Source organism: Brenneria nigrifluens DSM 30175 = ATCC 13028 (genome assembly GCF_005484965.1).
Taxonomy (GTDB): Bacteria; Pseudomonadota; Gammaproteobacteria; order Enterobacterales; family Enterobacteriaceae; genus Brenneria; species Brenneria nigrifluens.
Map to the genome: position 1 here is coordinate 491,098 of NZ_CP034036.1, position 19,768 is coordinate 510,865.

28 protein-coding genes, 1 tRNA gene and 1 rRNA gene are annotated in these 19,768 nt (G+C 52.4%); 24 read left to right on the forward strand and 6 right to left on the reverse strand.

The genetic code is table 11. From position 1 onward, the window contains the following. Positions 1 to 3: 3 nt before the first annotated feature. The 16 genes from rpsN (at position 4) to EH206_RS02360 (ending at position 8,074) form a co-directional block, all read left to right on the forward strand. Positions 4 to 309 (forward strand): 30S ribosomal protein S14, encoded by a 306-nt coding sequence (gene rpsN / locus EH206_RS02285; protein ID WP_009111211.1) that lies wholly within the window; start codon positions 4 to 6, stop codon positions 307 to 309. Positions 310 to 342: 33 nt separating this feature from the next. Further along, positions 343 to 735, forward strand: coding sequence for a 30S ribosomal protein S8 (gene rpsH / locus EH206_RS02290; protein WP_009111212.1), 393 nt, complete (start codon positions 343 to 345; stop codon positions 733 to 735). 13 nt (positions 736 to 748) lie between these two features. Further along, on the forward strand, positions 749 to 1,282 hold the full coding sequence (rplF, locus tag EH206_RS02295; RefSeq protein WP_009111213.1) for a 50S ribosomal protein L6: 534 nt from the start codon (positions 749 to 751) through the stop codon (positions 1,280 to 1,282). Positions 1,283 to 1,291: 9 nt separating this feature from the next. Continuing rightward, positions 1,292 to 1,645 (forward strand): 50S ribosomal protein L18, encoded by a 354-nt coding sequence (gene rplR / locus EH206_RS02300; RefSeq protein WP_009111214.1) that lies wholly within the window; start codon positions 1,292 to 1,294, stop codon positions 1,643 to 1,645. Positions 1,646 to 1,659: 14 nt separating this feature from the next. Next, entirely contained in the window at positions 1,660 to 2,160 is a 501-nt protein-coding gene (gene rpsE / locus EH206_RS02305) for a 30S ribosomal protein S5 (protein WP_005970257.1), read from the forward strand. Positions 2,161 to 2,166: 6 nt separating this feature from the next. Next, positions 2,167 to 2,346: a 50S ribosomal protein L30 gene (rpmD, locus tag EH206_RS02310; protein ID WP_004846568.1), complete on the forward strand. Its 180-nt coding sequence runs from the start codon at positions 2,167 to 2,169 to the stop codon at positions 2,344 to 2,346. A 3-nt stretch (positions 2,347 to 2,349) separates the two neighbouring features. Beyond that, positions 2,350 to 2,784 (forward strand): 50S ribosomal protein L15, encoded by a 435-nt coding sequence (gene rplO / locus EH206_RS02315; protein ID WP_009111215.1) that lies wholly within the window; start codon positions 2,350 to 2,352, stop codon positions 2,782 to 2,784. 7 nt (positions 2,785 to 2,791) lie between these two features. Next, on the forward strand, positions 2,792 to 4,123 hold the full coding sequence (secY, locus tag EH206_RS02320) for a preprotein translocase subunit SecY (protein WP_009111216.1): 1,332 nt from the start codon (positions 2,792 to 2,794) through the stop codon (positions 4,121 to 4,123). Positions 4,124 to 4,156: 33 nt separating this feature from the next. Then, complete coding sequence (rpmJ, locus tag EH206_RS02325) at positions 4,157 to 4,273, forward strand: 50S ribosomal protein L36 (RefSeq protein ID WP_002227352.1); 117 nt, start codon at positions 4,157 to 4,159, stop codon at positions 4,271 to 4,273. Between the two features lie 146 nt (positions 4,274 to 4,419). Continuing rightward, positions 4,420 to 4,776 carry a 30S ribosomal protein S13 gene (gene rpsM / locus EH206_RS02330; RefSeq protein WP_009111217.1) on the forward strand — a complete coding sequence of 119 codons (357 nt, stop codon included), beginning with the start codon at positions 4,420 to 4,422 and terminating at the stop codon, positions 4,774 to 4,776. Positions 4,777 to 4,792: 16 nt separating this feature from the next. Continuing rightward, positions 4,793 to 5,182, forward strand: a complete 390-nt coding sequence (gene rpsK / locus EH206_RS02335; RefSeq protein ID WP_002438687.1) for a 30S ribosomal protein S11 — start codon at positions 4,793 to 4,795, stop codon at positions 5,180 to 5,182. Positions 5,183 to 5,212: 30 nt separating this feature from the next. Beyond that, the gene (gene rpsD, locus EH206_RS02340; RefSeq protein WP_009111218.1) at positions 5,213 to 5,833 is read left to right on the forward strand and encodes a 30S ribosomal protein S4; all 621 of its coding nucleotides are present in this window, start codon (positions 5,213 to 5,215) and stop codon (positions 5,831 to 5,833) included. A gap of 25 nt (positions 5,834 to 5,858) precedes the next feature. After that, entirely contained in the window at positions 5,859 to 6,848 is a 990-nt protein-coding gene (locus tag EH206_RS02345) for a DNA-directed RNA polymerase subunit alpha (protein WP_009111219.1), read from the forward strand. 40 nt (positions 6,849 to 6,888) lie between these two features. Then, positions 6,889 to 7,281: a 50S ribosomal protein L17 gene (gene rplQ, locus EH206_RS02350; protein WP_009111220.1), complete on the forward strand. Its 393-nt coding sequence runs from the start codon at positions 6,889 to 6,891 to the stop codon at positions 7,279 to 7,281. Between the two features lie 92 nt (positions 7,282 to 7,373). Beyond that, positions 7,374 to 7,742 carry a DnaJ family domain-containing protein gene (locus EH206_RS02355; protein WP_009111221.1) on the forward strand — a complete coding sequence of 123 codons (369 nt, stop codon included), beginning with the start codon at positions 7,374 to 7,376 and terminating at the stop codon, positions 7,740 to 7,742. 86 nt (positions 7,743 to 7,828) lie between these two features. Continuing rightward, entirely contained in the window at positions 7,829 to 8,074 is a 246-nt protein-coding gene (locus tag EH206_RS02360) for an alternative ribosome-rescue factor A (protein WP_009111222.1), read from the forward strand. 1 nt (position 8,075) lies between these two features. On the opposite strand, the gene mscL is transcribed toward EH206_RS02360, so the two are convergent. From mscL to def, 5 genes are all read right to left on the reverse strand, one after another. Next, on the reverse strand, positions 8,076 to 8,492 hold the full coding sequence (mscL, locus tag EH206_RS02365) for a large-conductance mechanosensitive channel protein MscL (RefSeq protein WP_009111223.1): 417 nt from the start codon (positions 8,490 to 8,492) through the stop codon (positions 8,076 to 8,078). Between the two features lie 97 nt (positions 8,493 to 8,589). Continuing rightward, the gene (gene trkA, locus EH206_RS02370) at positions 8,590 to 9,966 is read right to left on the reverse strand and encodes a Trk system potassium transporter TrkA (protein ID WP_009111224.1); all 1,377 of its coding nucleotides are present in this window, start codon (positions 9,964 to 9,966) and stop codon (positions 8,590 to 8,592) included. 58 nt (positions 9,967 to 10,024) lie between these two features. After that, on the reverse strand, positions 10,025 to 11,314 hold the full coding sequence (gene rsmB / locus EH206_RS02375) for a 16S rRNA (cytosine(967)-C(5))-methyltransferase RsmB (RefSeq protein WP_009111225.1): 1,290 nt from the start codon (positions 11,312 to 11,314) through the stop codon (positions 10,025 to 10,027). A 61-nt stretch (positions 11,315 to 11,375) separates the two neighbouring features. Continuing rightward, positions 11,376 to 12,323, reverse strand: a complete 948-nt coding sequence (gene fmt, locus EH206_RS02380) for a methionyl-tRNA formyltransferase (protein ID WP_009111226.1) — start codon at positions 12,321 to 12,323, stop codon at positions 11,376 to 11,378. Between the two features lie 27 nt (positions 12,324 to 12,350). Beyond that, positions 12,351 to 12,860 carry a peptide deformylase gene (gene def, locus EH206_RS02385; protein WP_009111227.1) on the reverse strand — a complete coding sequence of 170 codons (510 nt, stop codon included), beginning with the start codon at positions 12,858 to 12,860 and terminating at the stop codon, positions 12,351 to 12,353. 128 nt (positions 12,861 to 12,988) lie between these two features. Between def and dprA the strand changes: the two genes are divergently transcribed. Genes dprA through EH206_RS02415 form a run of 6 tightly spaced genes read left to right on the forward strand, consistent with a single transcriptional unit; the run spans position 12,989 to position 16,799 of the window. Then, a complete protein-coding gene (dprA, locus tag EH206_RS02390; protein ID WP_009111228.1) occupies positions 12,989 to 14,110 on the forward strand; it encodes a DNA-protecting protein DprA in 1,122 nt (373 codons plus the stop codon). Then, entirely contained in the window at positions 14,082 to 14,555 is a 474-nt protein-coding gene (locus EH206_RS02395) for a DUF494 family protein (protein ID WP_009111229.1), read from the forward strand. The genes dprA and EH206_RS02395 overlap by 29 nt, the downstream gene beginning before the upstream one ends. Positions 14,556 to 14,577: 22 nt before the next feature. Beyond that, a complete protein-coding gene (locus EH206_RS02400; protein ID WP_009111230.1) occupies positions 14,578 to 15,135 on the forward strand; it encodes a DNA topoisomerase family protein in 558 nt (185 codons plus the stop codon). Beyond that, positions 15,128 to 15,697, forward strand: a complete 570-nt coding sequence (gene tsaC / locus EH206_RS02405; protein ID WP_009111231.1) for an L-threonylcarbamoyladenylate synthase type 1 TsaC — start codon at positions 15,128 to 15,130, stop codon at positions 15,695 to 15,697. The genes EH206_RS02400 and tsaC overlap by 8 nt, the downstream gene beginning before the upstream one ends. Positions 15,698 to 15,717: 20 nt before the next feature. Beyond that, positions 15,718 to 16,545 carry a shikimate dehydrogenase gene (aroE, locus tag EH206_RS02410; RefSeq protein ID WP_009111232.1) on the forward strand — a complete coding sequence of 276 codons (828 nt, stop codon included), beginning with the start codon at positions 15,718 to 15,720 and terminating at the stop codon, positions 16,543 to 16,545. Beyond that, positions 16,542 to 16,799 (forward strand): DUF1488 family protein, encoded by a 258-nt coding sequence (locus EH206_RS02415; RefSeq protein ID WP_009111233.1) that lies wholly within the window; start codon positions 16,542 to 16,544, stop codon positions 16,797 to 16,799. The genes aroE and EH206_RS02415 overlap by 4 nt, the downstream gene beginning before the upstream one ends. Here EH206_RS02415 and EH206_RS02420 read toward each other — a convergent pair. Next, a complete protein-coding gene (locus tag EH206_RS02420) occupies positions 16,775 to 17,332 on the reverse strand; it encodes a gamma carbonic anhydrase family protein (protein WP_009111234.1) in 558 nt (185 codons plus the stop codon). The genes EH206_RS02415 and EH206_RS02420 overlap by 25 nt on opposite strands. Positions 17,333 to 17,816: 484 nt before the next feature. Here EH206_RS02420 and EH206_RS02425 point away from each other — a divergent pair. After that, positions 17,817 to 19,358: ribosomal RNA gene (locus EH206_RS02425) — 16S ribosomal RNA — on the forward strand. A gap of 220 nt (positions 19,359 to 19,578) precedes the next feature. Continuing rightward, positions 19,579 to 19,654, forward strand: a tRNA-Glu gene (locus tag EH206_RS02430). Positions 19,655 to 19,768 lie beyond the last annotated feature (114 nt).

Consider the following 19,768-nt stretch of genomic DNA (forward strand, 5'->3'; position numbering starts at 1 on the left):
CTAATGGCTAAGCAATCCATGAAAGCACGCGAAGTCGTTCGCGTGAAACTGGCTGATAAATACCGCGCTAAACGCGAGGAATTAAAAGCTATTATCTCCAGCGTGAACTCTTCCGACGAAGAACGTTGGGATGCAGTTCTTAAGCTGCAGACTCTGCCGCGTGATTCCAGCCCGTCTCGTCAGCGTAACCGCTGCCGTCAAACTGGTCGTCCGCATGCTTTCCTGCGGAAGTTCGGGTTGAGCCGTATCAAGGTCCGTGAAGCCGCTATGCGCGGTGAAATTCCGGGTCTGAAAAAGGCTAGCTGGTAATTGTCACCAATTGAATCACGGGAGTAAAGACAGATGAGCATGCAAGATCCGATCGCGGATATGCTGACCCGTATCCGTAACGGTCAAGCCGCGAACAAAGTTGCGGTCACCATGCCTTCCTCCAAGCTGAAAGTGGCAATTGCCAACGTGCTGAAGGAAGAAGGCTATATTGAAGATTTTAAAATCGAAGGCGACGCCAAGCCGGTTCTGGAATTAGCACTTAAATATTTCCAGGGCAAGGCAGTGGTAGAAAGCATTCAGCGTGTAAGCCGTCCAGGTCTGCGTATTTATAAGCGCAAAGACGAACTGCCGAAAGTTATGGCAGGACTGGGTATCGCTGTTGTTTCTACCTCTAAAGGTGTTATGACTGATCGTGCAGCTCGCCAGGCTGGTCTTGGTGGCGAGATTATCTGCTACGTAGCTTAATCGGGAGGAAAGAATGTCTCGTGTTGCAAAAGCACCCGTCGTCATTCCTGCCGGCGTAGAGGTAAAACTCAACGGTCAGGATATTTCGATTAAGGGTAAAAACGGCGAGCTGAGTCGTAAGATCCATGACGCTGTTGAAGTTAAACAGGCTGAAAACGCTCTGACTTTCGCCCCACGCGAAGGTTTCGTTGACGGATGGGCCCAGGCGGGCACCACTCGCGCTCTGTTAAACGCAATGGTTGTCGGTGTTACCGAAGGCTTCACCAGGAAGCTGCAGCTGGTCGGTGTTGGTTATCGTGCTGCCGTAAAAGGCAACGTAGTGAACCTGTCTCTTGGGTTCTCTCACCCGGTTGACCACGCGCTGCCGGCAGGTATTACCGCAGAGTGCCCCAGCCAGACTGAAATCGTACTGAAAGGTGCCGATAAGCAGGTTATTGGTCAGGTCGCCGCGGAAATACGCGCCTACCGTCGTCCTGAGCCATATAAAGGCAAGGGTGTCCGTTACGCCGACGAAGTCGTGCGTACCAAAGAGGCTAAGAAGAAGTAAGGTAACACTATGGATAAGAAAGCAGCTCGTATCCGTCGTGCGACCCGCGCACGCCGCAAGCTCCAGGAACTGGGTGCGACGCGTTTGGTGGTACATCGTACTCCACGCCATATTTATGCGCAGGTCATCGCACCGAACGGTTCTGAAGTCCTGGTAGCCGCTTCTACTGTAGAAAAAGCTATCGCAGAGCAACTGAAGTATACCGGGAACAAAGATGCAGCTATCGCAGTAGGTAAAGCTATTGCCGAACGCGCATTGGAAAAAGGGATTAAAGACGTATCCTTTGACCGTTCCGGTTTCCAATATCATGGTCGAGTCCAGGCACTGGCAGATGCTGCCCGTGAAGCTGGCCTTCAGTTCTAAGGTAGAGGTGTAAGATGGCTCACATCGAGAAACAAGCTGGCGAACTGCAGGAAAAGCTGATCGCGGTAAATCGCGTATCCAAAACCGTTAAAGGCGGCCGTATTTTCAGCTTCACCGCACTGACTGTAGTGGGTGATGGCAACGGTCGCGTTGGTTTTGGCTACGGAAAAGCACGCGAAGTTCCGGCAGCGATCCAGAAAGCGATGGAAAAAGCCCGTCGCAATATGATGAACGTCGCGCTGAACAACGGCACCCTGCAGCACCCGGTTAAAGGTGCTCACACGGGCTCTCGTGTGTTTATGCAGCCGGCTTCCGAAGGTACCGGTATTATTGCCGGCGGTGCAATGCGCGCCGTTCTGGAAGTCGCAGGGGTACACAACGTATTGGCCAAGGCCTATGGTTCCACTAACCCGATTAACGTGGTTCGTGCAACGATTGATGGTCTGGCGAATATGAAGTCCCCGGAAATGGTCGCTGCCAAGCGTGGTAAATCCGTTGAAGAAATTCTGGGGTAATTAACCATGGCAAAGACTATTAAAATAACTCAAACCCGTAGTGCAATCGGTCGTCTGCCGAAACATAAGGCAACGCTGCTTGGCCTGGGTCTGCGCCGTATTGGTCATACCGTTGAACGCGAGGATACTCCTGCGGTTCGCGGTATGGTCAACGCGGTTTCCTATATGGTTAAAGTGGAGGAGTAACAGATGCGCTTGAATACTCTGTCTCCGGCCGAAGGCGCGAAACATGCGCCGAAGCGTTTGGGTCGTGGTATCGGTTCTGGCCTGGGCAAAACCGGCGGTCGCGGTCATAAGGGTCAGAAGTCTCGTTCTGGCGGTGGCGTGCGTCGCGGTTTTGAAGGTGGTCAGATGCCTTTATACCGTCGTCTGCCGAAGTTCGGTTTCACTTCTCGCAAAGCTATGATTACGGCGGAAGTTCGTTTGTCCGATCTGGCTAAAGTGGAAGGCGACGTCGTTGACCTGAATACGCTGAAAGCCGCTAATGTGATTGGCATTCAGATCGAATTCGCGAAAGTGATTCTGTCTGGTGAAGTTGCTCGTCCGGTAACGATTCGTGGTCTGCGTGTCACTAAAGGTGCTCGTGCTGCTATCGAAACTGCTGGCGGTAAAATTGAGGAATAAGTAGCAGATGGCCAAACAACCAGGATTAGATTTTCAAAGTGCTAAAGGCGGAGTAGGCGAACTGAAGCGCAGACTATTGTTTGTTATCGGTGCGCTGATTGTTTTCCGTATTGGCTCTTTTATTCCGATTCCTGGTATTGATGCCACTGTGCTTGCCAAATTGCTTGAACAGCAGCGAGGCACCATCATTGAAATGTTCAACATGTTCTCTGGTGGTGCGCTCAGCCGTGCTTCTATCTTTGCCCTGGGTATCATGCCGTATATTTCGGCATCGATTATTATTCAGCTGCTGACCGTGGTTCATCCCACGCTGGCGGAAATAAAGAAAGAAGGGGAGGCTGGCCGTCGCAAGATTAGCCAGTACACCCGTTACGGTACTCTGGTATTGGCGATATTCCAGTCGATCGGTATTGCTACCGGTCTGCCGAATATGCCTGGGATGCAGGGCCTGGTGTTAAATCCGGGCTTTGCTTTCTACTTTACCGCTGTTGTCAGCCTGGTCACCGGGACAATGTTCCTGATGTGGCTGGGTGAACAGATTACGGAACGAGGTATCGGTAACGGTATTTCAATCATAATCTTCGCTGGTATCGTTGCGGGGCTGCCGCCGGCCATTGGCCATACCATCGAGCAAGCGCGGCAAGGCGACCTGCACTTCCTCCTGTTGCTGTTGGTTGCAGTTTTAGTGTTTGCAGTAACCTTCTTCGTTGTTTTCATGGAGCGTGGTCAGCGGCGTATCGTCGTCAACTATGCCAAGCGTCAACAAGGTCGTCGCGTTTATGCAGCACAGAGTACGCATTTACCGCTGAAAGTGAATATGGCGGGGGTTATCCCGGCTATCTTCGCATCCAGCATTATTCTGTTCCCTGCCACGATTGCATCCTGGTTTGGGGGCGGTACCGGTTGGAACTGGCTGACTACGATTTCGCTGTATTTGCAGCCTGGGCAACCGCTTTATGTGTTACTCTATGCGTCTGCAATCATCTTCTTCTGTTTCTTCTACACTGCGTTGGTTTTCAATCCGCGTGAAACAGCAGATAACCTGAAGAAGTCCGGTGCATTCGTGCCAGGAATTCGTCCGGGAGAGCAAACGGCGAAATATATCGATAAAGTAATGACCCGCCTTACTCTGGTAGGTGCGATGTACATTACTTTCATCTGCCTGATCCCGGAGTTCATGCGTGATGCAATGAAAGTGCCTTTCTATTTCGGCGGCACGTCATTATTGATCGTTGTTGTGGTCATCATGGACTTTATGGCTCAAGTGCAAACTCTGATGATGTCGAGTCAGTACGAGTCTGCATTGAAGAAAGCAAACCTGAAAGGCTATAACCGTTAATCAGGTGCGTTTGAGAAGTTACGGAGAGTAAAAATGAAAGTTCGTGCTTCCGTCAAGAAATTATGTCGTAACTGTAAGATTGTTAAGCGTAACGGTGTCGTTCGTGTGATCTGCAGTGCCGAGCCGAAGCATAAACAGCGCCAAGGCTGATTATCTCGCATATTTTTCTTGCAAAGTTGGGTTGAGCTGGCTAGATTAGCCAGCCAATCTTTTGTATGTAGCCGCAATACTATTTGAGTATCCTGAAAACGGGCTTTTCAGAATGGTATTGCCGTATAAAATTGTAGGAGTGCATAGTGGCCCGTATAGCAGGCATTAACATTCCTGATCATAAGCATACCGTTATCGCATTAACGGCGATCTACGGTGTCGGTAAAACTCGTTCGCAGGCCATCTGCGCTGCTTCGGGTATTGCTGAAAATGTTAAGATCAGTGAGCTGTCTGAAGAGCAAATCGATAAGCTGCGTGACGAAGTTGCCAAGTTTGTTGTTGAAGGTGACCTGCGTCGTGAAGTTACCCTGAGCATTAAGCGTCTTATGGACCTTGGTACTTATCGTGGTTTGCGTCATCGTCGTGGTCTGCCGGTTCGCGGTCAGCGTACCAAGACTAACGCCCGTACCCGTAAGGGTCCGCGCAAACCGATCAAGAAATAATCGGGGTGATTGAATAATGGCAAAGGCACCTATTCGTGCACGTAAGCGTGTAAGAAAGCAAGTCTCTGACGGTGTGGCTCATGTCCATGCTTCTTTCAACAACACCATCGTTACTATTACCGATCGTCAGGGTAATGCGCTGGGTTGGGCAACTGCCGGTGGTTCCGGTTTCCGTGGTTCTCGTAAATCCACTCCGTTCGCCGCTCAGGTTGCAGCAGAGCGCTGTGCTGAAGCAGTGAAAGAGTACGGTATCAAGAACTTGGAAGTTATGGTTAAAGGACCTGGTCCGGGCCGTGAGTCTACTATCCGCGCATTGAACGCGGCTGGTTTCCGCATCACTAATATTACTGATGTGACTCCGATCCCCCATAACGGTTGTCGTCCGCCGAAAAAGCGCCGCGTATAACGCCGCTTTTAGGATTGTTGGAGAAAGAAAATGGCAAGATATTTGGGTCCTAAGCTCAAGCTGAGCCGTCGTGAAGGCACCGACCTGTTCCTGAAGTCCGGTGTTCGTGCGATCGATTCCAAGTGTAAGATTGAACAAGCTCCTGGCCAGCACGGTGCGCGTAAACCGCGTCTGTCTGACTATGGTGTGCAGTTGCGTGAAAAGCAAAAAGTTCGCCGTATTTATGGTGTTCTGGAACGCCAGTTCCGTAACTATTATAAAGAAGCCGCGCGTCTGAAAGGCAACACGGGTGCGAACCTGTTACAGCTGCTGGAAGGTCGTCTGGATAACGTTGTTTACCGTATGGGCTTCGGCGCCACTCGTGCTGAAGCACGTCAGCTGGTCAGCCACAAGGCTATCATGGTAAACGGTCGCGTTGTCAGCATCGCTTCTTATCAGGTATCCCCGAATGACGTAGTCAGCATCCGTGAGAAAGCGAAAAAGCAATCTCGCGTTAAGGCCGCTCTGGAGCTGGCTGAACAGCGTGAAAAGCCAACTTGGCTGGAAGTTGATGCTGCCAAGATGGAAGGTGTGTTCAAACGTATTCCTGAACGGACCGATCTGTCTGCGGACATTAATGAACACCTGATCGTCGAGCTTTACTCCAAGTAAAGCTTAGTACCAAAGAGAGGACACAATGCAGGGTTCTGTGACAGAGTTTCTAAAACCGCGCCTGGTTGATATCGAGCAAGTGAGTTCGACGCACGCCAAGGTGACCCTTGAGCCATTAGAGCGTGGCTTTGGCCATACTCTTGGCAACGCACTGCGCCGTATTCTGCTTTCATCCATGCCAGGTTGCGCGGTGACCGAGGTTGAGATTGATGGTGTACTGCATGAGTACAGCACCAAAGAAGGCGTACAGGAAGACATCCTGGAAATCCTGCTCAACCTGAAAGGGCTGGCGGTGAGAGTTCAAGGCAAAGAAGAAGTTATTCTTACCCTGAATAAATCTGGCATTGGCCCTGTGACTGCAGCCGACATCGTCCATGACGGCGATGTTGAAATCGTCAAGCCACAGCACCTGATCTGCCACCTGACCGATGAAAACGCCGCTATCAGCATGCGTATCAAAGTTCAGCGTGGCCGTGGTTATGTGCCGGCATCTGCCCGTATTCATACGGAAGAAGATGAGCGCCCGATCGGTCGCCTGTTAGTCGATGCTTGCTACAGCCCTGTAGAGCGTATTGCCTACAATGTTGAAGCGGCGCGCGTAGAACAGCGTACCGACCTGGACAAGCTGGTCATCGAAATGGAAACCAACGGCACGATCGATCCTGAAGAGGCGATCCGCCGTGCGGCCACCATTCTGGCTGAACAACTTGAAGCTTTTGTTGACCTGCGTGACGTGCGTCAACCGGAAGTTAAAGAAGAAAAACCAGAGTTCGATCCGATCCTGCTGCGCCCTGTTGACGATCTGGAATTGACTGTCCGCTCTGCTAACTGCCTCAAGGCAGAAGCTATCCACTACATCGGTGATCTGGTACAGCGTACCGAGGTTGAGCTGTTGAAAACGCCTAACCTGGGTAAAAAATCTCTTACCGAGATTAAAGACGTACTGGCTTCCCGTGGCCTGTCTCTGGGCATGCGCCTGGAAAACTGGCCACCGGCAAGCATTGCTGATGAGTAACCAGATCGCAGGTTAAGGTTTTACTGAGAAGGATAAGGTCATGCGCCATCGTAAGAGTGGTCGTCAACTGAACCGTAACAGCAGCCATCGTCAGGCTATGTTCCGTAACATGGCTAGTTCTTTGGTTCGTCATGAGATTATCAAGACGACCCTGCCGAAAGCGAAAGAGCTGCGCCGTGTTGTTGAACCGCTGATTACTCTTGCCAAGACCGACAGCGTTGCTAATCGTCGTCTGGCATTCGCCCGTACTCGTGATAACGAGATCGTGGCAAAACTGTTTAATGAACTGGGCCCGCGTTTCGCGAGCCGTGCCGGTGGTTACACTCGTATTCTGAAGTGTGGCTTCCGTGCAGGCGATAATGCGCCGATGGCATACATCGAGCTCGTTGATCGCTCAGCGTCTCAGACAGAAGAAGTTGCTACTGCGGAGTAATCTGTAAGAGCATAAAAAAACCGGGGAAACCCGGTTTTTTTATGCCTTGAATTCGGCTAACCTTTAAGCGTACGCGGCTTAAGGGGGGAGTGATGTGGTTGATTGACGAACTGGCGGAACGCCATATCGCGCTTGCCCTGCAGCAAGGGCAGTTTGACAATTTACCGGGCTGCGGCCAGCCCTTGTCGCTTGACGATGACAGCGGCGTACCGCCCGAGCTTCGGGTCGCCTACCGGCTGCTGAAAAATGCCGGCTGTTTGCCGTTGGAACTTGAAGAGCGTAAAGAGGCGCTGCAGTTATCCGACCTGCTGGAAAATATTTCTCGTCAGTCTCCGGAATATGAAGCGCTTTCACGCCGGTTTCGCTTGCTTGAGCTACGCCTGCAGCAGCGGGGCGTCAATACCGACTTTTTACACGCGGACTATTCCGCATCGTTAAAACAGGCATTTGATTCTCGCTAAGTTCCTTTGACCTCATCTGTACCACCGCCAGATTCTCCTCTATACTCACACGCGTTCTATTTACATGCACATCATGAGAGGTATCTATGACCGGCTATCGTCATAAACGGGGTAAAATTCAGGACAATGCCGTGGAAGCATTGCTGCACGACCCGCTATTCCGTCAACGGATTGAGGTGAACAGCAAGGGAAAAGGGAGTTACCGTAGAAAAGACAAACATGCAAAGAAGGGAAACTGGGAGGCCAGCGGTAAGCAATCAAATGATTCTTTACCGCTGGCCTTTTTGTTTTGTAGGCTGAAGACGCCGTTGCACGACGGGCTAGTTAAATGATTTATAATTTAGGTTGTTGCTGATTTTTCAGCAGGTCGCGTATTTCCGTCAATAATGTCTCTTCGGCGCTGGGTTTAGGCGGTTCGGCCGGCGCATCTTCCTGTTTACGGCGCATTTTGTTCATCAGTTTAATCGCCATGAAAATAGCGAATGCGACAATGATGAAGTCAAAAATATTTTGAATAAAATGGCCATAGTTCATAATTACCGCGGGTATGTCGCCTTGGGCATCACGTAAAACCAGACTGAATTGTTTGAAATCCACGCCGCCGATAAGCAGCCCCAGAGGGGGCATTATAATATCGGATACCAGCGACGAAACGATTTTACCGAAGGCGGCGCCGATAATCACACCGACCGCCAGATCGACAACATTTCCCCGCATGGCAAATTCGCGGAACTCTTTAATAATACTCATAACCACTCTCCTTGATAAAAGATAAATTAATTTTAACAAATAGTTTTATCTTTGCCATATAACCTAGTGATAGTTAAACAACTTATCTTCTTTTTCATTACAAGAAGAAAGGGCTTGGCTGGAATAGGCGTTCCACATCCGGTACAAATTTCTTGTCGGTTAAGAACATAATGATGTGATCGCCCTGTTCGATACGGGTATTGTCGTTGGCGATAATGACGTCATCGCCGCGCACCACCGCGCCAATCGTGGTGCCGGGCGGCAGTTTTATATCCTCCACCGTGCGCCCGACCACTTTTGAGGTGTCTTCGTCGCCGTGGGCAATGGCTTCGATTGCTTCCGCCGCGCCCCTGCGCAGGGAGGAGACGCTGACAATATCCGCCTTACGCACATGGCTTAATAGCGCGGAGATGGTCGCCTGCTGCGGAGAGATGGCGACATCAATGACGCTGCCCTGAACCAAATCGACGTAAGCGCGGCGCTGAATCAGCACCATGGCTTTCTTTGCGCCCATCCGCTTGGCCAACATGGCCGACATAATGTTGGCTTCGTCATCATTGGTAATGGCGATAAACACATCAATCTGCTCGATATGCTCTTCAGCGAGCAGCTCCTGGTCCGAGGCATCGCCGTGAAACACGATGGTATCCTGCAATAACTCGGCAAGCTCGGCCGCTCGCTCCGCGTTATGTTCTATCAGTTTAATGCTGTAATCTTTTTCCAACCGTTGTGCCAGCCCGGCCCCGACGTTTCCCCCGCCCACGATCATGATGCGTTTATAGGGGTTCTCCAGCCGTTGCAGTTCGCTCATCACGGCGCGGATATTCTGTGATGCGGCAACAAAAAAGACTTCATCTCCGGCTTCGATAACCGTGGAACCCTGGGGGCGGATGGGGCGATCGTGGCGGAAAATAGCGGCAACGCGCGTTTCTATATGCGGTATATGTTCACGAATCGATGACAGGGCGTTACCGACCAAAGGGCCGCCATAGTAAGCGTTTACCGCGGCAATGCTGACTTTCCCCTGGGCGAAATTGACCACCTGAAGCGCGCCGGGATATTCAATCAGCTTGTAAATATTATCGATAACCAATTGTTCAGGCGAGATTAAATGATCGATGGGCACGGCTTCGGGCAGAAACAGATGCTCGGATTCGCGGATATACTCGGCCGATCGGATGCGCGCGATACGGTTTGGCGTATTGAAAAGCGAATAGGCAATCTGGCAGGCAACCATATTGGTTTCATCGGAATTGGTGACCGCAACCAGCATATCCGCATCTTCCGCCCCCGCTTCGCGCAATACCCGAGGGTGGGAGGCATAGCCGGCGATCACGCGCAGATCAAATTTATCCTGAAGCTGACGTAAACGGGTGGTATCGGTGTCGACAACGGTAATGTCGTTGTTTTCACCGGCCAGGTTTTCCGCCAGCGTACCGCCTACCTGACCCGCGCCAAGAATAATAATCTTCATAATCAATTCTGCCGTATGTGTTGTTGCCGCAAGGCGTTAGACAATACTGGAGGCAATATCAGTTTTTTACCAGCTTGGCGTAGAAGAAACCATCGCCGTCATCCGGGCTGGGGAGTTTCTGGATGCCGGGCCGTTGTGGCGAGCCGGTGCCGACCAGCGTGGCATCGGCATGACGCTCAAGGAAGCCGGCTACCTGCTGCTGATTCTCTTCCGGCATGATTGAGCAGGTGGCATAGACCAAGGTTCCGCCCGGTTTGAGGTAGGGCCAGACGGCTTCCAGAATCTCTTTTTGCAACAGCGCCAGTTCGGCGATATCGCTGTCGCGCCGCAACCATTTAATATCCGGATGCCGGCGGACCACGCCCGTCGCGGAGCAGGGCGCATCCAGCAGGATACGGTCGAAAGTGCGGCCCTGGCTCCAGCTTTCGGGCTGACGCCCGTCGCCGAGAACCACTTGCGCATGGAGTTGCAGACGCTGTAAATTCTCTCTTATCCGGCTGAGCCTTGACTCGTCGATGTCCACCGCCAAGACTTGTGATTGCGGCGCCGCTTCCAGAATATGGGTGGTTTTCCCTCCCGGCGCCGCGCAGAGATCGAGAATCGTCTCGCCATTGTGCGGATCCAGCCAATGTACGCAGCCCTGCGCCGAGGCATCCTGTACCGTTACCCATCCTTGTTCGAACCCCGGAAGCAGGTTGACGGCGCAGGGGACGACGAGACGAATGGCGTCGGGATAATCGGCATGCGTCACCGCTTCGATGCCTGCCTGCCCGAGCAGGGCAAGGTACGTCTCGCGGCTATGATGCAGCCGGTTGACGCGCAGCCACATCGGCGGGCGCTGATTATTGGCGTCGACAATCTGCCGCCAGTTGTCGGGATAGGCGTTTTTAATCCGGGTCAGCAGCCAGCCCGGATGCAGATAGCGTACGGGATTATTCGCCGCGCGCGCCAGCAACTCGTCCTGCTGGCGTTGAAACTGACGCAACACGCCGTTAATCAGCCCCTTCAACTGCGGGCGTTTCAGAGCGATGGCGCCTTCCACGGTTTCCGCCAGCGCCGCGTGAGCCGGGATGCGGGTATACAGCAGTTGATACATGCCTACCATGATCAGGTAGTGCAGAGGCCGCTGCTTACCCGTCAATGGCTTGGCCATCAACTGCTGAATAAACCATTCCAACTGCGGCAACACGCGCAGTACGCCAAAGCAAAGCTCCTGCAATAGCGCGCGATCCTTGTCAGAGATATCTCGCTGACAGGCGGGCAATAAGGTACTGAGCGATTGTCCGTGGTCCACTACTTGCCCTACCACTTTAGCGGCAATACTGCGAAGGTTATATGAGCTTTTCATTTGTTAGCGACTACGTAAGAGATAGGGTATACCGGCGAGTATCGCCGGCATTAAACCGCGTTTAGGCCAGAACATTGCCGGGAGTAAACCATTCACGCCGCGAGTTAAGCAGATCCTGGACTTTCATCACTTTTTTACCGGCCGGCTGTAACTCAAGAATGGTAAACACGCCATCTGACGTGGCGACCTGGATGCCGTTTTTATCGGCGTGCAAAATGGTGCCGGGCAATGCGTGATGATCGCTGGCGATCGCTGCGCTTTTCCACACCTTGACCGGCTGTTCGTCGACGACAAAATAGCTTACCGGCCAGGGATTGAACGCCCGCACGCAGCGCTCAAGCTGTAGCGCGGAAAGTTGCCAGTCGAGGCGGGACTCTTCCTTGCTGAGCTTTTCCGCGTAGGTCGCCAGGGCGTCGTCCTGAGTCTCGGGCGCGGCCTTACCGTCAGCCAACTGCGCCAGCGTTTCCAGCAGTCCGCGGGGGCCAATCTCCGCCAGTTTGCTGTATAACGTGGCGCTGGTATCGTCGGCAAGAATCGGACAGGCGATCTTGTGCAGCATGGCGCCGGTATCAAGCCCGGCATCCATCTGCATGATCGTCACGCCGGTGCTTTGATCGCCCGCCCACAACGCGCGCTGAATCGGCGCTGCTCCACGCCAGCGCGGCAGCAGCGAACCGTGCACGTTGATGCAGCCGAGGCGCGGCATATTCAGAACCGTCTGGGGTAAAATCAGTCCGTAAGCGACCACTACCATGACATCGGCCTGCAGGGTTTCCACCATCTCCTGACCTTCGGCCTGACGCAGAGATTTGGGCTGATACACCGGAATATCGTGCTGTTCCGCCAGCGCTTTCACCGGGCTGGCGGTTAACTTATTACCCCGGCCGGCCGGCCTGTCCGGCTGAGTGAAAACCCCCACCACCTGATGCCCGGAGGAGAGGAGCGCCTCTAGGTGGCGCGCGGCAAAGTCAGGTGTACCGGCAAAGATGATGCGTAAAGAATCGGACACGTTGTTTCCTGTCAGGAAGATAAACCCTTAATCCCGGCCGTTTAGCCTGGCCATTTTTTCCAGTTTTTGACGGATTCTCTGGCGTTTCAGAGAGGAAAGATAATCAATAAACAACTTCCCGACCAAATGGTCCATCTCATGCTGGATACAGATCGCCAATAGGCCCTCAGCTTCCAGTTCGAAGGTATTGCCTTCCCGATCCAGCGCCCGTACTTTCACGCGTTCGGCGCGCGGCACCAGCGCCCGGGTTTCCGGGATCGATAAACATCCCTCTTCGATACCGGTATCGCCGCTTTTTTCAAGCAGCTCGGGATTAATCAGCACCAGCCGCTGGTCGCGGGTTTCTGAAACATCAATAACAATAATACGCTGATGAATATCCACCTGAGTGGCGGCCAGACCAATGCCTTCTTCTTCATACATGGTATCGAACATATCATCGACGATACGCTGAATGTCCGCATTGACTTCTTTTACGGGCCGCGCCTTGATGCGAAGCCGCTCGTCCGGAAAATGTAATACGTGCAAAACTGACATATATATTTAGATCTGTATCCGAGTGATGAAAGAGTATCTGTCCCTATTCTAGACATTTCCCGCACCGATTGACAGCATCGGCAGTTAATTGCCGGGACAACCCGACCCGGCGGAATAAGGGATGCGCAATGTTATCAACGGAAATCTGGCTGCGCCTGATGGGAGTGAGGTACCTGGGGGCCAGACGCGCCGGAGCAATGGCCGGAGAACTTATTGCCAGGGGGGATTACGGCAAAAGCGCTTTAATGTCACTGGGCATGACTGACGTTCAGGCAGAACAGTTCCAACGCTTTGATCGGAAAATAGTGGAAGAAACGCTGTGCTGGCTGTCGCAGCCCGATCGCCATATGGTGACCTGCATTGATAAAAGATACCCGTTTTTACTCGCCAATATCAGTTCCCCTCCGCTGTTGCTGTTTGTTGCGGGCGATCCCGCTTTATTGGCATCGCCGCAAATCGCTATCGTCGGCAGCCGCAGTAATAGCGCCTATGGAGAGCAGTGGGGGCAGTTCTTTGCGCAGGAACTGGCGGTAAATAACCTGACCATCACCAGCGGGCTGGCGGTCGGGATCGATGGTATCGCACACCGGGCGTCACTCGAAGCCGGGGGAAAAACGGTCGCGGTGTTAGGCAGCGGGCTGGCTCATATCTACCCTCGGCGTCATCACCGACTTGCCGAGCGCATTCTCGAACAGGGCGGCGCAGTGGTGTCCGAATTCCCGCTGGAGACACGGCCATTGCCGACGAACTTCCCAAGAAGAAATCGCATTATCAGTGGGTTGAGCATGGGCGTATTGGTGGTGGAGGCATCCATGCGCAGTGGGTCGCTGGTGACGGCCCGCTATGCGTTGGAACAAGGGCGGGAAGTATTTGCCTTACCCGGGCCGATAGGCAACCCGATGACGCAGGGAACGCACTGGCTGATTCAACAGGGCGCCTACCTTGTCACCCATCCTAAAAATATTGTCGAACAGTTAATGAGTGAGCTGAAATGGCTTCCTGCAACGGCGGATCAAACTATTTCTGCCGTGGAAGAGGATGTTGAATTGCCATTTGCTGATGTGTTGGCTAACGTAGGAGATGAGGTTACACCTGTTGACGTTGTCGCTGAACGTGCCGGCCAACCTGTGCCAGAGATAGTGGGTAAACTATTGGAACTGGAGTTAGCAGGATGGATCGCAGCAGTACCCGGCGGCTATGTCCGATTAAGGAGGGCAGGCCATGTTCGACGTACTCATGTACTTGTTTGAAACTTATATCCACAATGAAACTGAAATGCGTGTCGATCAGGATTCGTTGACTGATGACCTCACCCGTGCTGGATTTGATCGTAATGATATCTACAGCGCGCTGAGTTGGCTGGAAAAACTGGCTGACATACAGGAAGGGCAGAATACGCCGCTCAATCTGGCGCACGACCCGCTGGCGATGCGTATCTATACGCAGGATGAAGAGTTGCGTCTTGATGCGGAGTGCCGTGGTTTTTTATTATTTCTCGAACAGATTCAGGTCTTGAATCTGGAAACGCGCGAGATGGTGATCGACCGGGTGATGGCGCTTGATACACAAGATTTTGATCTGGAAGATCTTAAATGGGTCATTCTGATGGTGCTTTTCAATGTCCCCGGATGTGAGAACGCTTACCAGCAAATGGAAGAACTTTTGTTTGAGGAAAATGACGGTTATGTGCAATAGCCTGGAGCGTAATAGGTAAGGAATGGCTAAAACCGTACTTTTTGCCGACAAAAAACAAGAGCTTTGCCCGGAATGCGGGTCAGCGCTGGTTATCCGTTCCGGCCGGCACGTGCCTTTTCTTGGCTGCTCGCGTTACCCTGAATGTGAATTTATTCGTCCGCTAAAGGCACAGGCGGACGGTCACGTGGTCAAGGTGCTGGATGGACAGCTCTGCCCGCGCTGCCAGTCGACTTTGGTGCTGAGGCAAGGGCGCTACGGCATGTTTATCGGCTGTGAAAATTATCCGCAGTGTAATCACACCGAGGTGATCGATCGCCCTGATGAAACCGCGTTGAGCTGTCCGCAATGTCGTAAGGGAACGCTGCTACAGCGCAAGTCGCGCTATGGCAAAGTTTTTCATGCCTGCGATCGTTACCCTGAGTGCCAGTTTACCCTTAATAACAAACCGGTAGCCGGAGAGTGTCCCCACTGCGGCTATCCTTTACTTATCGAAAAGAAAACGGCGAAGGGCATCAGGCTGCTTTGCGCCAGCAAATTATGTGGAAAATCGGCGACGGCCGAAGTTGATAACAATGAATAATGCCTCTGATGATTTACTGGTTCCTGTATTGCAGGCGCTGCGCAACGAAGAAGTCATCGCCTATCCCACCGAAGCGGTATTTGGCCTGGGATGCGATCCGGATAGTGAAACGGCGGTAAACCGTTTATTGGCGCTAAAACGGCGTTCGTGGCGCAAGGGGCTGATTCTGATTGCCGCCGATTATCAGCAACTGGCGCCGTATGTGGATGATAGCGCGCTGTCCGACGCGCAAAAAAACGCCATGTTTTCCAGTTGGCCCGGGCCCGTTACCTGGGTTATTCCGGCCAGACCCACCACGCCAACGTGGCTTACCGGGCAATTTAGCTCGCTGGCGGTGCGGGTCAGCGCACATCCATTGGTGAAAAAATTGTGTGTCGGTTATGGCAAGCCGCTGGTTTCAACCAGCGCCAATTTGAGCGGCCTGCCGCCTTGTCGTTCGGAGCAGGAAATCCATCAGCAGTTTGGCGTTGATTTCCCTGTCCTGCACGGACAGGTAGGTGGAAGGGTAAACCCTTCCGAGATTAGAGATGTTTTAACCGGTAAACTGTTGCGCCAGGGGTAACCTGGAGATTGGAGAGTTGGGTGTCTGAGATAATGTCTTTTGCTGTTTTTGGTAATCCAATTGCGCACAGTAAGTCACCGCGTATACATGAGTTGTTTGCTTCTCAAGCGGGCATTGCGCTGACCTATCAGCGCGTACTGGCGCCCGTGGATAATTTTGAAGCGGAGTTGCATCGTTATTTCAGCGAGGGAGCCAGCGGGGCGAATATCACGGCGCCGTTTAAAGAGCGGGCTTTTGCCGTGGCGGATGAACGCAGCGAACGAGCGTCGCTTGCCGGCGCGGTTAATACCTTAAAGAAACTGAGCGACGGACGTCTATTTGGCGATAATACCGACGGCATCGGTTTATTAAGCGATCTGCAGCGGCTGGGTCTGGTAAAGCCAGGGGACCGTGTTTTACTGCTTGGTGCGGGCGGCGCGGCGCGCGGGGTTATCCAGCCATTGCTGACTTATGGCTGCTCCGTCGTTCTGGCTAACAGGACGTTTTCCAGAGCTGATGGATTAGTACAACTCTTTCGCTCCGTCGGCGATATCCGTGCGATGAGGTTTGATCAATTATCAGGGCAGGTTTTTGATCTGGTGATCAATGCCACCTCATCCGGGATATATGACAGCGTTCCCACGATACCCGCCGAACTGATCGCTGCCGATACGCGCTGTTATGACATGTTTTATTTGTCTGAGACGACGCCGTTTTTAGCATGGTGCGTACAGCATGGCGCGGTTAAATACGCCGACGGTCTGGGCATGCTTGTCGGTCAGGCGGCGCACGCCTTTAAACTCTGGCATGGCATAATGCCGGACGTTAATCCGGTGATTGATACGCTTAAGCGGGAGCTGGCGCGGTGAACCAGGCGATCCAATTCCCGGATCGTGAAAGCTGGGACGATGAGCGTCAAACGATCCGTTTTCCTGTGCTGATTAACGGCTTCCAGCAGGATTGCCTTATCAGCGCGCAGCAGATGCGGCAGCGCTACGGCGGCGCCACCCCTGAACAGTGGCTATCGCTGTTCAGGGAGAATCGCTGGGATCTGGAAGAGGTGATGGAAAAAATGGTGCTCAATGATGAATACGATAGTCAGGGCTGTTTTTCATTGTTCTGATCGAGGTATTCATTTTTCCAACGCACATAGTTATCGGCGGAATATATAAGGCCTTCGATCTCTTCCGGCGTCAGCGGGCGGATTTTTTTCGCCGGACTGCCGAGATACAGGTAGCCGCTCTCCAGACGTTTTCCCGGAGCAACAAGACTACCGGCGCCGATCATCACATCATCTTCAACAACGGCGCCATCAAGAAGGATGGACCCCATGCCGACCAGCACGCGATTGCCGATGGTGCATCCGTGTAACATGGCCTTATGTCCCACGGTGACGTCTTCCCCGATGATTAACGGATTGCCCGCCGGGTTTTTTTCTGAACTATGGGTGATATGCAGTACGGAACCGTCCTGAATATTACTTCTCGCACCAATATCTATATAGTTTACATCGCCACGGATCGCGACCAGAGGCCAGATGCCGACATCGTCGCCGAGGGTGACTTTACCTATGACCACGCTCGATGGGTCAATCATGACGTTTTCACCAATAACAGGAAACGACCCCTTATAGCCGCGAACGATTCCAGATCCCATTAAAACCCCCCTTATTAACAGACATCGTAATATGAAGCGGTAGACAAAATATCGACGGATAGATGGCGACCATAAGCTGAAAGTAACCTCGATCGGACAAGATCTCAACGAAAGGGTTGAAAAATACGCGAACGGAAAAAAAGATCGAGAAAGGGGTTGTGTAACGAGACTGGATCCCTATAATGCGCCTCCATCGACGCTGCGCTGCGAATGCAAACCGGGTCGATAAGCAAGAGAAAAAGGCTTAAAATAAGCGTTGACTCTGCAAGAGGAAAGCGTAATATACGCCACCTCGCGCTAGCGGCTCAGGCCACGGCGCACTGCTCTTTAACAATTTAATCAGACAATCTGTGTGGGCACTCACAAGACGATATCCGCAAACGATATACAAAGTCTTGAAGAGTGACTGACAGTAAATTCATTACGAATAAACAGTTATAAATTCTTTGAGCATGCTATTAACGTAGCGAATCAAACAAATCTTAAATTGAAGAGTTTGATCATGGCTCAGATTGAACGCTGGCGGCAGGCCTAACACATGCAAGTCGAGCGGTAGCACAGAGGAGCTTGCTCCTTGGGTGACGAGCGGCGGACGGGTGAGTAATGTCTGGGAAACTGCCTGATGGAGGGGGATAACTACTGGAAACGGTAGCTAATACCGCATAACCTCGCAAGAGCAAAGTGGGGGACCTTATGGCCTCACGCCATCGGATGTGCCCAGATGGGATTAGCTGGTAGGTGGGGTAAAGGCTCACCTAGGCGACGATCCCTAGCTGGTCTGAGAGGATGACCAGCCACACTGGAACTGAGACACGGTCCAGACTCCTACGGGAGGCAGCAGTGGGGAATATTGCACAATGGGGGAAACCCTGATGCAGCCATGCCGCGTGTGTGAAGAAGGCCTTCGGGTTGTAAAGCACTTTCAGCGGGGAGGAAGGCAACAAGCTTAATAATCTTGTTGATTGACGTTACCCGCAGAAGAAGCACCGGCTAACTCCGTGCCAGCAGCCGCGGTAATACGGAGGGTGCAAGCGTTAATCGGAATGACTGGGCGTAAAGCGCACGCAGGCGGTCTGTTAAGTTGGATGTGAAATCCCCGGGCTTAACCTGGGAACTGCATTCAAAACTGACAGGCTAGAGTCTCGTAGAGGGGGGTAGAATTCCAGGTGTAGCGGTGAAATGCGTAGAGATCTGGAGGAATACCGGTGGCGAAGGCGGCCCCCTGGACGAAGACTGACGCTCAGGTGCGAAAGCGTGGGGAGCAAACAGGATTAGATACCCTGGTAGTCCACGCCGTAAACGATGTCGACTTGGAGGCTGTGGTCTTGAACCGTGGCTTCCGGAGCTAACGCGTTAAGTCGACCGCCTGGGGAGTACGGCCGCAAGGTTAAAACTCAAATGAATTGACGGGGGCCCGCACAAGCGGTGGAGCATGTGGTTTAATTCGATGCAACGCGAAGAACCTTACCTACTCTTGACATCCTCAGAAGAGACTGGAGACAGTCTTGTGCCTTCGGGAACTGAGAGACAGGTGCTGCATGGCTGTCGTCAGCTCGTGTTGTGAAATGTTGGGTTAAGTCCCGCAACGAGCGCAACCCTTATCCTTTGTTGCCAGCGATTCGGTCGGGAACTCAAAGGAGACTGCCGGTGATAAACCGGAGGAAGGTGGGGATGACGTCAAGTCATCATGGCCCTTACGAGTAGGGCTACACACGTGCTACAATGGCGCATACAAAGAGAAGCGAACTTGCGAGAGTAAGCGGACCTCATAAAGTGCGTCGTAGTCCGGATTGGAGTCTGCAACTCGACTCCATGAAGTCGGAATCGCTAGTAATCGTAGATCAGAATGCTACGGTGAATACGTTCCCGGGCCTTGTACACACCGCCCGTCACACCATGGGAGTGGGTTGCAAAAGAAGTAGGTAGCTTAACCTTAGGGGGGGCGCTTACCACTTTGTGATTCATGACTGGGGTGAAGTCGTAACAAGGTAACCGTAGGGGAACCTGCGGTTGGATCACCTCCTTAAACTGAAGTGAGATATTGGAAGGTGCAGTGTCCACAACAGATTGTCTGATGAAAACAATGAGCAAGGTAACCTGCGGTAGAAGGTTGCGGACGTATCCTGAAGTGCCGTGGGGTGTGTGACTGTCCAGTGCAGTGACAAAACACAATGGCGCTCGATTTTTCTGGAAAAATCTCGCCTTTACACAAAAATAGCAACGCGAGCGTTGCGGACAATTTTTGTGTCCCCATCGTCTAGAGGCCTAGGACACTGCCCTTTCACGGCTGTAACAGGGGTTCGAATCCCCTTGGGGACGCCATCCTGATAATGAGTGAAAGACATTATCACCGAATATCGTAAAGATGACTTTAACGAGTCGTGTTTACGATATTGCTCTTTAACAATCTGGAACAAGCTGAAAATTGAAACGACG

What these genes read in the sequence shown, in the direction of transcription:
- rpsN (WP_009111211.1), top strand. Translation starts at nt 4, where the DNA reads ATGGCTAAGCAATCCATGAAAGCACGCGAAGTCGTTCGCGTGAAACTG.
- rpsH (WP_009111212.1), top strand. Translation starts at nt 343, where the DNA reads ATGAGCATGCAAGATCCGATCGCGGATATGCTGACCCGTATCCGTAAC.
- rplF (WP_009111213.1), top strand. Translation starts at nt 749, where the DNA reads ATGTCTCGTGTTGCAAAAGCACCCGTCGTCATTCCTGCCGGCGTAGAG.
- rplR (WP_009111214.1), top strand. Translation starts at nt 1,292, where the DNA reads ATGGATAAGAAAGCAGCTCGTATCCGTCGTGCGACCCGCGCACGCCGC.
- rpsE (WP_005970257.1), top strand. Translation starts at nt 1,660, where the DNA reads ATGGCTCACATCGAGAAACAAGCTGGCGAACTGCAGGAAAAGCTGATC.
- rpmD (WP_004846568.1), top strand. Translation starts at nt 2,167, where the DNA reads ATGGCAAAGACTATTAAAATAACTCAAACCCGTAGTGCAATCGGTCGT.
- rplO (WP_009111215.1), top strand. Translation starts at nt 2,350, where the DNA reads ATGCGCTTGAATACTCTGTCTCCGGCCGAAGGCGCGAAACATGCGCCG.
- secY (WP_009111216.1), top strand. Translation starts at nt 2,792, where the DNA reads ATGGCCAAACAACCAGGATTAGATTTTCAAAGTGCTAAAGGCGGAGTA.
- rpmJ (WP_002227352.1), top strand. Translation starts at nt 4,157, where the DNA reads ATGAAAGTTCGTGCTTCCGTCAAGAAATTATGTCGTAACTGTAAGATT.
- rpsK (WP_002438687.1), top strand. Translation starts at nt 4,793, where the DNA reads ATGGCAAAGGCACCTATTCGTGCACGTAAGCGTGTAAGAAAGCAAGTC.
- rpsD (WP_009111218.1), top strand. Translation starts at nt 5,213, where the DNA reads ATGGCAAGATATTTGGGTCCTAAGCTCAAGCTGAGCCGTCGTGAAGGC.
- EH206_RS02345 (WP_009111219.1), top strand. Translation starts at nt 5,859, where the DNA reads ATGCAGGGTTCTGTGACAGAGTTTCTAAAACCGCGCCTGGTTGATATC.
- rplQ (WP_009111220.1), top strand. Translation starts at nt 6,889, where the DNA reads ATGCGCCATCGTAAGAGTGGTCGTCAACTGAACCGTAACAGCAGCCAT.
- EH206_RS02355 (WP_009111221.1), top strand. Translation starts at nt 7,374, where the DNA reads ATGTGGTTGATTGACGAACTGGCGGAACGCCATATCGCGCTTGCCCTG.
- EH206_RS02360 (WP_009111222.1), top strand. Translation starts at nt 7,829, where the DNA reads ATGACCGGCTATCGTCATAAACGGGGTAAAATTCAGGACAATGCCGTG.
- mscL (WP_009111223.1), bottom strand. Translation starts at nt 8,492, where the DNA reads ATGAGTATTATTAAAGAGTTCCGCGAATTTGCCATGCGGGGAAATGTT.
- trkA (WP_009111224.1), bottom strand. Translation starts at nt 9,966, where the DNA reads ATGAAGATTATTATTCTTGGCGCGGGTCAGGTAGGCGGTACGCTGGCG.
- rsmB (WP_009111225.1), bottom strand. Translation starts at nt 11,314, where the DNA reads ATGAAAAGCTCATATAACCTTCGCAGTATTGCCGCTAAAGTGGTAGGG.
- def (WP_009111227.1), bottom strand. Translation starts at nt 12,860, where the DNA reads ATGTCAGTTTTGCACGTATTACATTTTCCGGACGAGCGGCTTCGCATC.
- dprA (WP_009111228.1), top strand. Translation starts at nt 12,989, where the DNA reads ATGTTATCAACGGAAATCTGGCTGCGCCTGATGGGAGTGAGGTACCTG.
- EH206_RS02395 (WP_009111229.1), top strand. Translation starts at nt 14,082, where the DNA reads ATGTTCGACGTACTCATGTACTTGTTTGAAACTTATATCCACAATGAA.
- EH206_RS02400 (WP_009111230.1), top strand. Translation starts at nt 14,578, where the DNA reads ATGGCTAAAACCGTACTTTTTGCCGACAAAAAACAAGAGCTTTGCCCG.
- tsaC (WP_009111231.1), top strand. Translation starts at nt 15,128, where the DNA reads ATGAATAATGCCTCTGATGATTTACTGGTTCCTGTATTGCAGGCGCTG.
- EH206_RS02420 (WP_009111234.1), bottom strand. Translation starts at nt 17,332, where the DNA reads ATGGGATCTGGAATCGTTCGCGGCTATAAGGGGTCGTTTCCTGTTATT.